The following is an 11,035-nucleotide window of genomic DNA, read 5'->3' as shown; positions in this document are numbered from 1 at the left end:
GAAATACACCATTCAAACTAGCCCAAATGCTATTAGATAATTCATTGCTAGAAAAACTTTCACTTAAACATATTCCAGCAGATGAAGTGCATTTAAAACCTGCACTTTTAAAAAAATAAGATATCAAAATTCTAAGACAAATATCAGTGAAACTTAATCTTGCAAAAATTTAGCAAACGGAACTTAGTTTTTCAAAAGATTTCCGTTGGCTTATTAAGTATGCAAAAAAATACCCCAGAAACTGAATATCTTATAAAAATTATAACCTATTTCAAATATTTTATCTATAAAAACAAACTAAAAAAACTGACTTTACCCTTGCAAACACAATAGTCTAGCTAAAACGGAAGTTAGTTTTGCATTCAACGTAATTTGTAAACATTCTATTAACTATGTATATAAACCCTTTTCATTCTAAGAAAGTAGTGTTATTCTATAGTCATAGAGGAAGTTATTGTAACTTCCATAAAGGTATATTAGGTATAAATTTATGAGAAAGAGAAGAACAAGTAGTGGGTTAACTTGTTCTTCTTTTATTTTATATGAAAATAAAAGTATGTTGTATGAGTAAGGTAATATGATATAAATTTTATTTAGCCTTTATTGTAAACATTTTATTAACTATGGGTGTAAACCCTTTTCATCCAAAGAAATTAATGTTATTCTATAGACATAGAGAAAGTTATTGTAACTTTCATAAAGGTATATTAGGTATAAAATTTATGAGAAAAAGAAGAACAAGTAGTGGGTTAACTTGTTCTTCTTTTATTATGTAGTAATAAATATACTTTATTCAAATAGAAAAAACTAATGCTATTTACATTATCAAATAACATTAGTTTTTTGTTTATTATCATTTAATTTTTGTTTTTTTATATTACATTAGTTCTGTATTTTTTAATTTTTCTTCAAAGAATTCATTTGCATGAATAAGTGGATTTCTAAGTAATAATCCTAAAACTAAAGCAAATGGTAAGAAAGCTAATAGATATACTAAATCTTTCATATAATCCATTCCATACATTCCCGCTATTGATTCTCTCATAGCATTTATACTATGAGTAAATGGCAAGAATTTATTAATTTTCTGGAAGAACTCTGGTGTTACCTCTATAGGGAATGTACCACCAGCACCTGCTAACTGAATTACTAATAATAATACACTTAGCGCTTTTCCTACATCTCCAAACGATATTGTAAGCGTATATATTATTGTAGAGAATATGAAACTTGCCATCCAACACGCTACTAAAAATGCTATTCTATTATCACATTGTATTTTAAGATAGAATATATCCCCTAAACATATTATTGTTGATTGTAAAAATGCTAATATAAAGAATAATATATATCTACCCAAATATTCTTGATATGGTTTTAATTCAGTATACTGTTCTCTACTCTTTATAGTTGTCTTTAATATTGCTACTAAAACAATTCCACCAACCCATATAGCAAGAGTTGTATAAAATGGTGTCATTGCTGTACCATAATTATCAATAGGATATAATTCTTTAGTATCTACTTCTACTGGAGCTGCTATAAATTCACTTATTAATTCTGTATTATTGGATAATGTATCAAATAAACTCTTTAAATTTTGATTTTGTGCAACTCCTTTTATTTCTTCTGAAGCATCATTTATTTTACCTTGAATATCTTCTATTAATCCTATAGTAGTATCAAATGCCTTCTGAGTAGAGCTTAATGCATTTCCTAATTGATTCAAAACATCTTTTGTATTGGTTATATTAGTTTTTAATCCTTGTAGATTTGCTATAAGTCCATCTATTGAAGTGTTAGCATTACTTTTTATTGCTGCAACACTTTGGTTCACAACTGCATTAATCTTATTATTCAATGAATCTTTTTGATCCTTTATATTCTGCATAATCTGATTAATTCTATCTATGTCTATGTTGGTTCCAGAAGAATTGTTTAATATATCTTGAATCTCATTTAACCCAGTTTGTATATCTGATAGAGAATTCTGTAAGTCATTTGATGAATTAGTTGCATCTCCTGCTGGGATACCAATAGCTGTGAAACTATTTATTGTATTCTTAGCATTTCCTAATGAATTAGTTGCTATATCTATCTGTGATTCTACACCATTAACAGAAGTTTGCATCGTATTGTTTAAATCATTAAATGCTTTAACTGTATCATTAAATGCATTTAAACTCTGTTTAATAGTATCCATGTTACTATTTACTTTATTAAACCCTTCAATAATATTGCTACTTATATTATACTTATCCGAACCTTCTCCAGTTGATATAAGAACATCTTCTATAGATCTTGTTATTGTTTGAACAAATGTTGTATTAACTTGATTCTGAATTGTTGATACTCCACTATTAGTCATTTTAGGTGCTATAGCATTTTTCTTAGAATTACAATAATAATCTATACTAGGTCTTACTATATCTCCTGATAACACACTAGTTATATCTTTTGAAAAATCTTCTGGAATAACTATGGCTGCATAATATTTACCACTTTTAGCTCCTTCAATAGCTTCATTCTCATCAACAAACTTCCAACCCATCTTATCGTTATTTTTTAATGTTTCAATAATGTTATCACCTAAAGACATCTCTTTACCCATAAGTTTATATCCTTTATCATTGTTAACAACAGCAACAGATATTCCACCTGTATTACTATACGGATCCCAGTTGGCTATTATATTAAACCAAGCATACAAAGATGGCAATACTATAACTCCTATAATTACAATAATAGCTATTGGATTCTTAATTAATCTTTTCATATCGTCCTTAAATATCTTTATAATGTTCATTTAAATTCTGCACTTCCTCTCTATAATCATCTTTTACCATTACTTTATTAAATTTTCATCTTTTTCTTTAACATAAAAGTATTCTTGATTGTCTTTTATTTGATGGAATAACTTCTTAAGCTTAGATTTTGTACTCTCTATTACTATAACGAATCCAACTGACAAAACAATAACAGCAACCCAAACTAATAATGTTGTCATTTTACTATCAGTAGTTTTAGAAAATGCTATCCCATAAAATGTAATTATAAGAATTAGCGCATGTAATGAATATAATATTCCAAAGTATACTTTTTTCATTTTCTTGTACAACTTATAATTTTCTAACACTAAATAAGTCTTATCAATTATCGCTTTTATTCCAAATAGCTCCTTTGCCCTACTAAAGGCTTCTTCACTTTCTGGAAGGTCCCAAGTTTCATATTTATTAACTTCATCCTTTTTTAAATATTTTATATGATAATAATCTAGACACTCTTCATATATTCTGGTAAATTCTTGTATAAGCATATTTTCTGCTGCTTCATTCTCATCCATATTATTATCTTTAAGAATAGTTACTATGTATTCTTCTATATTCTTTCTCACTTCAACCACCCTTGCACACACATAATTATAGCCTCAATATATAGTTTCCTAATTTAAAAGAAAATATGCCTATGAACCATATTAATCTTTAGTTCACAGGCATTTTTTTAGGATAATTTTAATATTGGAATTTTTCTATATTCTTCTTCATATCCTTAGACATTTCTACCATATCTTCTACCGAATTAGATAATTCATTGATAATAGAAGTTTGTTCTTGTACTGATGCCGCAACTTCTTCTGTAGATGCTGCATTTTCTTCTGCTATAGCAGATAAGTTTTGCATAACATCTATTATTACCTTCTTCTTATCATTCATGTTATTAGAAGATTCATTTAATCTATCTATACTTGCTTTTGTTTCAGTTATGCTTTGAGATATTCCATTGAATTTCTCTACTGTGTCACCAACTGCTACATCTTGATTCTTCATCATATTTATCATTTTATCAACTGTTTCAACAGCACTTTCTGTTCTGCTTGTTAATTCTTGAATAACAACTTCTATTTCTTGTACTAACTTATTAGATTCATCTGCTAGATTACTAACTTCTTCTGCTACTACCGAGAATCCCTTACCAGCTTCTCCAGCTCTTGCTGCTTCTATAGCTGCATTTAATGATAGAAGGTTAGTTTGTTCTGCAACATCTTTAATCTTAGCACTTGCTACTTCTATATTCTTAGCTTTATCATTTGTGTCTTTAATAACTTCATATATCTCACTTGTAGCTGCTAATGCTTCTTTACTTTCTTCTGACAAGCTATTAACACTTGCATATCCTTGAGCTCTTAGTTTATCTACTTGATCCATAAGTTTAACCAAAGTATCAAATTCTTTATTATTTAAATCAATATATTTACCTAATTCTTCAGTTTCTTGTGAACCATTTTCTATATCTTTAGCTTGATTAGTTGCTCCTTCTGCTATCTGATTAATAACTTCTGCTATTTCACCAGAGGTATTAGTTACTTGTTCCATATTTTCAAGAACTGATCCAGCATGATTATTAACACTTGATGCCATAGAATCACTATCAGAAATAAACTTTCTTAAACTTGTAACTGCAACTTGTAAGGAATTTGATACCGTACCTACCTCATCTTTAATTTTATTTAAACCTTCAGGAATATCTTGTGATATATCTAATTCCTTCATGTTATTTGTATATTTAGCTATCTTAATTAAATTCTTAGTAATAGCATTTCCAACAAAATAAGTTACTGCTATACAAACAACTAAACATACAGCTCCTAATATATAATACGCTATTCTAATTTCACTTAAGTTTGATGCTATTGATGCATTAACATTCTCTATTGACATACCAACAAATAAAACACCTATTGTTTTACCACTTTGTCCAACTATCATTGAATATGTTGATTTATATTGTTGTCCATTTACTATAGTTATTCCATTATAAGCTTTATCATTCATAAGAGATTTATAAGCTGCTTGATTCTTCTCTAATGTTCCTGTTATTCTCTTATTATCTTTGTCTCTTATATTAGTTGAAACAATCTCGAATTCATCACCGTTTTTTACATATATTGTTGCAACATCTGAAAGATCTTGTAATACCTTATCTACTACTTCTGTATCTCCTGCTATATCTAATCCAGACTTATCAGTTAATTTCCCATTTGTCTTTGTCACGCCACCATATTTATATTGAAGATAACTATTCATAGCATTAACATCTGCATATAATTTATCATCTATTATTTCATTAGATACTTCTTTTATACTGCTACTAGACTTATGTGTTCCAAATACCACTATAATTATTCCTGCTATTAAAAATATTGCTGAAAAAACAGTAATTAATTCATTTTTTATACTCCTTTTATTAACTTTCATTTTCATAGACTTACTCTCCCTTCTGTCACTGTTTATATTTTTATTGTATCATAGAGTAATCTGTCGAAGTATTAATATAGTGTTAATATTTTACTGTTTTTCTTTACAACTTATCGCAACATTTTAAATTATATAATATTTATTTTATTAAACCTTTACAATACTCAGGTATTATGTCGAATTGGTTTAATCGAAGGCAATATTTTACATCTCTTTCTAGTTTTAAACTCATCATTACTTTATAATGTCTTGCATTTTTTACATATTCTGACGCATCATTGTTTACATAAGTCAAATACGCAGTTTTACATATATCACTCATTTCTATATCATCTGCAACTTGCTTCATTTCATTTAATATACAGCCAGTACATATAAAATCATCAATAGAAAATTGTCCATTTGTTCCCGAATTAACTATAACTATGTCTCTATCGTATTTTATAGCCTCTCTTGCAATAGCACTTCCATTAAGCATACATCCTATAAGAATTTTATAAGCACCCACACTCCTTGTTAATGCTTTAGTTCCATTTGTAGTAGTTAAAATTATATTTCTACCCTTTACTACTTCCTCTGTATATTCAAGTGGAGAATTAGATAAATCAAATCCAGGTATCTTCTGTGCTTGTCTCTCTCCGCCTAACAAATAATTTTTATGTAATTCTGAATCTCTAAGTTTTATAGCCTCTTCCACTGTTAATACTGGTATAATCTCTTTACAACCATTATTTATAGCTGTTGTTATTACTGATGTTGCTCTAAATACATCTATAACAATAACTATCTTATTTTTTATAATATCTTCTTGTATATAATCTGCTGATATAATCATATCAATATTCATCTATATAATCCCTCCCTTGATAATAGCCATTCTCTTCCATAGCCGCATCAATTGCATTTAAAACTTCCCATTTCTTCAAGCTCCATATAGGTCCTATAAGTAAATCACGTGGGGCATCTCCTGTTAATCTATGTACAACCATATCTTCTGGTAACATAGCTATACCTCTACATATAAGGTCTATATAATCCTCTTGAGATAAGAATTCTAGTTCTCCTCTTTCATATAACTTCACCATAGGAGTTTCTTTCATCAAATGTAGCAAATGAAACTTTATTCCTTTAGCTCCACTATGCGCTATATAATCTATAGTCTGTAACATATCACTTTTGTTTTCTCCTGGTAATCCTAATATTGAATGTACCACAAAATCTATATCTCTATCCTTTAATGACTTAATGGCACTTTCGAAAGTTGAAAGTTTATATCCTCTGTTAATTCTAACTGCTGTCTCATCACTTACAGTTTGAAGACCTAATTCCACCCAGACATATACTTTTTTATTAAGCTCCTCTAAAAGGTCTAAAACATCCTCAGGCAAGCAATCTGGTCTAGTTGCTATTGCAAGAGCAACAACTCCATCTTCTGCTATAGCTTCATAGTATTTCTGTCTTAACTCCTCAACTGGAGCATAAGTGTTAGTGTAAGCTTGAAAATAAGCTATATACTTACCACTTTTCCATTTCTTTTGCATCATATTCTTGATATCTATAAATTGATTATGAATAGAACATTCTCTGTTTCCAGCAAAATCTCCTGAACCACTCTCGCTACAGAATAAACACCCACCAGTACTAATAGTTCCATCTCTATTAGGGCATGAAAACCCACCATCTATAGATATCTTAAATACCTTTTCTCCAAATCTATGTCTCAGAAAATAATTAAGACTATGATATCTCTTACCATTCCATTCCTTCATAACATATCTCCTATATAAAATCTCTTTTATACATAATAGCACAATTAAATTTAATTTGCTTTAACTATATTGTTAGACTTTATATCTATTCTATACACTTCTATTACGCCTGTATTATTATCTTTAACTTTAATAAATACACCTTCATCATTTATTAAATATATGTTTAAATTATATCTTTCCCCGGGAAATAATTTTTGTAATCCTATATCTACTTTCTCACCTTTTGGAATTCTATATATATTAATAGAATTATTATATTCAGTTAATAAATAATCACCTTCTATTGTCATTACTACTTTATCTATTCTCTCTACTGGCAAAATATCATAAGCAATAACATTAGTTGCTATAGGTTTCTCCTTTATCTCTTCAACCTCTATATTATTATTTTCCCCATTAGCTTCTGTCACTTCACCATCTGCAGATTCATCATTATTAATTTGCATAAAAGTAATTAATTTACCCTCATCATTATCTGTAATTAATACGACCTTATTTCCATCAATATTTACTGTTAACTCATTATATTTATGATTGGATACATGTATCTTGTTAATAGCAATAGATGAATCCTGTGGGTATACACTTCTAGGTAAGTCCTTCTGTCTAAGTAATAATTCACTTATTCCTACATCAACATTTCTATATCTTAAATTATTATTATCTGTATATATAGCATCTAATTCTGAAGCCCTTACTTCACTTATAGAATATTTAGATTTATTTCTTATTACTTTTATATCTATATTATCTATACTTACCATTAACTTATTATTATCTTGTTTAATTGCCTTATACTTAAGCACTACACTATCAGAAGATTCTGATATATTGTCTATAGAATATGCTACTATATTATTATCTGCATTAATTGCATATTCCTTCATATATTCCTTTCCTACATTAGTAGCCTTCTCTATATCAAAAGTTTCTTGAATATTATTCTTATTATTGTTACAACCTATAATAAATATACTTAATAAAATTATTATTATACTCTTTATTAATTTCTTTACATTCATAATTCAATTCCTATAACGCTAACTACCTCTACCATTTATGTAGTTATTCCTTTCTTAATAATTCTGTATATATTTTTATCTCTTTCCGTGTTTATTATTCACATTTAATAAATGCAAAATAAACTAATAAATACTATTATTAAATTAAATCGAATATCTATAAATATATAAATTAATTAAATAGGAGTATGAATTTTTGAAAAAAGATCACATTAAAATATTTCAAATTGCTGTTGTCTTTATCGGCACTATTGTCGGTGCTGGACTTGCTTCAGGCAAAGAAATAACTACATTTTTTACTTGCTATGGTTTAAAAAGTTTTATAGGTATTATTCTATGTGGTTTTTTCTATATATTTATAGGCTCATTATTATCTAAGATAAGCATTAATTATAATCTTACATCTTATAGTGATGTCATGAATACTATAAGTCCTAATATACTAGGTAAAATAACAGGAATAATTACAACCTTATATCTCATATCTAGTGCTTCTATAATACTAGCAGGTAGTGGTGCCTTACTTAATCAATTCTTTGGAATTCCAAGAATATTAGGTAGTATATTAATGTTACTTGTGGCACTGTTCTTCTTACTAAAGGGAACTAATGGTTTAATAGAAGTTAATTCCTTTATAGTACCTGGTCTAATAACAACTATAACTTTAATTACTATTTTGTATTTTTTATTTGCTAGAGATATTCTTTCTATAGACTATCTTACACACTTTAAACCACAAAAAAATGGCTTTTTACTCTCTACAATTTTATATGCTGGATATAATACATTATGTTCATCAGGTGTAATTGTTCCTTTAAGTTCTGAAACTAAAGATTTTAAAACAATGAAATGGGGAATAATATTAGGTTCGACCTTTTTATGTATTCTATGTGCAATGATTAATCTATTATTAACAGCTAATCAACCATATATATACAATTATGAAATTCCATTATTATTAGTATCAAATAGATTTGGAACTATAATTCAAGCAATATTATTGATAATAATATTATTAGAAATGTTTTCTACAGAAGTATCAGATGTATATTCTATTAGTAAGTCAATAGAACATACCTTTAAAATACCTTTTAAGAAAGGAATTTTTATAGTTTTAGCTATTGCCTTACCTATATCTCAAATAGGTTTCTCTAATCTAATATCAACATTATATCCTATGTTTGGTGTTCTTAGTTTAATTTTTATAGTACAATGTATTATTTTTAATAATAAACAGAATAAAATCTCCAAGACAACTATGAAGCTTTAGATTTTATATAATTACCTATTTTATTCTATATAAAACGACATATGCCCCACAAATATTGGGGCATATGAATTAGTGTCTATTTATTTTCATATTTTAAAATTAAATCTCTATTTGCTATTTCATATTCATTTAATTCTGAATCATCACCCTTAAATTCTGGATTTGGAGTATACCATGCTTGATCAGAAAAATATTCATTAAACTTGCTATCATTAAATATATATCCATGTCTTGCATATATCTCATTTCTCGCATATTCAAGTTCAGCTGGATCTAGAGCTTCCACCTCACATTCTTCTATATATCTACTCTCACTAGAAGCTAATAGAATTTCACATGATGTTGGGTTATTTTCTAGTATCTTTTTCATATTAAAGCTATCAATAGTTAATCCTCCAAACATACTGTTTTTATTTATACTAGCCATAACTGTGAAGTTAGATTTATTATATTCATAGATATTAGATTTATATGCAACAGTTCCAGTAAGAACTACATGTTCTTGATCTACTTGTCTTGAACCTGTAATCTCAACTATTGGTTGACAATCTCCTCTATTACCTGAATAGAACTCAACATACCCATCATTTAATGAATAAATACCCATATTGTTAAAATCATTTATTTGAGTTCCAAATGCTTGTTGTAATAATGCATTAATATTACCATCACTAACTTTTCTATCTGAAATTATTTTATCTTCACTTTTTAGATTATTATATACGTATTCTTGTTCCCAAATTAATAATTGTAAGAAAACCATTTTTGTATTATCATCATAAGGTATACCATTTTGTAGTGCATTTACATTAAATAAATTTACAGGTTCACTTGGATAATTATTATAATATCCATCATTCATAAAATATAACTCTCCAATTAATGAAGAAACTTGTTGCTTTTCTTCATCACTCATATTATATTCTACTTCTTGGGAAAAATTTTCTGTAGGTTGTACTACTTCTTCAGTTTGTACTTCATCATACTTAACTTCTATAGTGTATTCATAATTAATGCCTTCTATCTTTATACTATCTTGTTTAGTATAATTTTTCTCTATCGTTGCAGCTTTTACTTCTAATGGGCTAATTAATCCTCCTACCATTGTTACAACTAATATAGCAACAGCAATATTTTTCTTTTTCTTTATTATTAAGATAATTCCTAATGCAATAGCAAGAACAACTACAGAGCTTAAAATAATCACTTTCTTGTTAATTCCTTTTTTACTTTCACTATATACTTTTGTTTTTACTGGTTGTACTTTATTAATTTTAATTTGTTTGCTAATACTTTGAGCTGAATCTATTTTCTCTTCATTTAATTCCAGAGTTTCTTCATTATATAATTGACTTGGTAAATTTACTTTTACACACAAATTCTCATAATTAACATCAGTTGTATTTACTATATTAACATTAATGTATTTATTATCTTCTGATGGAACCAAATCAACTGTTATTTCGTTACCATTATCTGTGCCTTCAGTTGCATAAACATTTATCCCTGGAATTATCATAATAAATAGCAACAATGTACACAATATATATCTTAACTTTTTATTATTCTTTACTTCCTTATTATTATTTTCATTACTCAATACAATCCTTTTTTTCATATCCATTCACTCCTTAACATCTTATGAGTATATTATAGCAAGCTACTTTTGCTAAATTTCGCATAGATATTGCCAACTTGTTAACACTTATTAAAAAT

At 27.5% G+C, this 11,035-nt stretch carries 8 protein-coding genes; 1 reads left to right on the top strand and 7 read right to left on the bottom strand.

All coding sequences use genetic code 11. From position 1 onward, the window contains the following. Window positions 1-877: 877 nt before the first annotated feature. The 6 genes from KQI77_RS01165 to KQI77_RS01140 form a co-directional block, all read right to left on the bottom strand. Window positions 878-2,806 carry a YhgE/Pip domain-containing protein gene (locus KQI77_RS01165; RefSeq protein WP_216387510.1) on the bottom strand — a complete coding sequence of 643 codons (1,929 nt, stop codon included), beginning with the start codon at window positions 2,804-2,806 and terminating at the stop codon, window positions 878-880. 39 nt (window positions 2,807-2,845) lie between these two features. Then, window positions 2,846-3,394 (bottom strand): hypothetical protein, encoded by a 549-nt coding sequence (locus KQI77_RS01160; RefSeq protein ID WP_216387509.1) that lies wholly within the window; start codon window positions 3,392-3,394, stop codon window positions 2,846-2,848. 118 nt (window positions 3,395-3,512) lie between these two features. Then, entirely contained in the window at window positions 3,513-5,261 is a 1,749-nt protein-coding gene (locus KQI77_RS01155) for a methyl-accepting chemotaxis protein (RefSeq protein WP_216387508.1), read from the bottom strand. A gap of 133 nt (window positions 5,262-5,394) precedes the next feature. Next, a complete protein-coding gene (locus KQI77_RS01150) occupies window positions 5,395-6,102 on the bottom strand; it encodes a 2-phosphosulfolactate phosphatase (RefSeq protein WP_216387507.1) in 708 nt (235 codons plus the stop codon). After that, window positions 6,092-7,024: a TIGR01212 family radical SAM protein gene (locus tag KQI77_RS01145; protein WP_216387506.1), complete on the bottom strand. Its 933-nt coding sequence runs from the start codon at window positions 7,022-7,024 to the stop codon at window positions 6,092-6,094. Before KQI77_RS01145 ends, KQI77_RS01150 begins: the two co-directional genes overlap by 11 nt. 50 nt (window positions 7,025-7,074) lie before the next feature. Further along, on the bottom strand, window positions 7,075-8,049 hold the full coding sequence (locus tag KQI77_RS01140) for a hypothetical protein (protein ID WP_216387505.1): 975 nt from the start codon (window positions 8,047-8,049) through the stop codon (window positions 7,075-7,077). 196 nt (window positions 8,050-8,245) lie between these two features. Between KQI77_RS01140 and KQI77_RS01135 the strand changes: the two genes are divergently transcribed. Beyond that, complete coding sequence (locus KQI77_RS01135; RefSeq protein WP_216387504.1) at window positions 8,246-9,319, top strand: GerAB/ArcD/ProY family transporter; 1,074 nt, start codon at window positions 8,246-8,248, stop codon at window positions 9,317-9,319. A 76-nt stretch (window positions 9,320-9,395) separates the two neighbouring features. On the opposite strand, the gene KQI77_RS01130 is transcribed toward KQI77_RS01135, so the two are convergent. Beyond that, window positions 9,396-10,937: a YARHG domain-containing protein gene (locus KQI77_RS01130; RefSeq protein WP_216387503.1), complete on the bottom strand. Its 1,542-nt coding sequence runs from the start codon at window positions 10,935-10,937 to the stop codon at window positions 9,396-9,398. Window positions 10,938-11,035: the final 98 nt, after the last annotated feature.

Origin of the sequence: Clostridium sp. MSJ-8, from assembly GCF_018918325.1 — a bacterium.
In the GTDB taxonomy this organism is placed as follows: Bacteria; Bacillota; Clostridia; order Clostridiales; family Clostridiaceae; genus Clostridium.
This window is presented reverse-complemented; position numbering and strand designations above follow the sequence as displayed.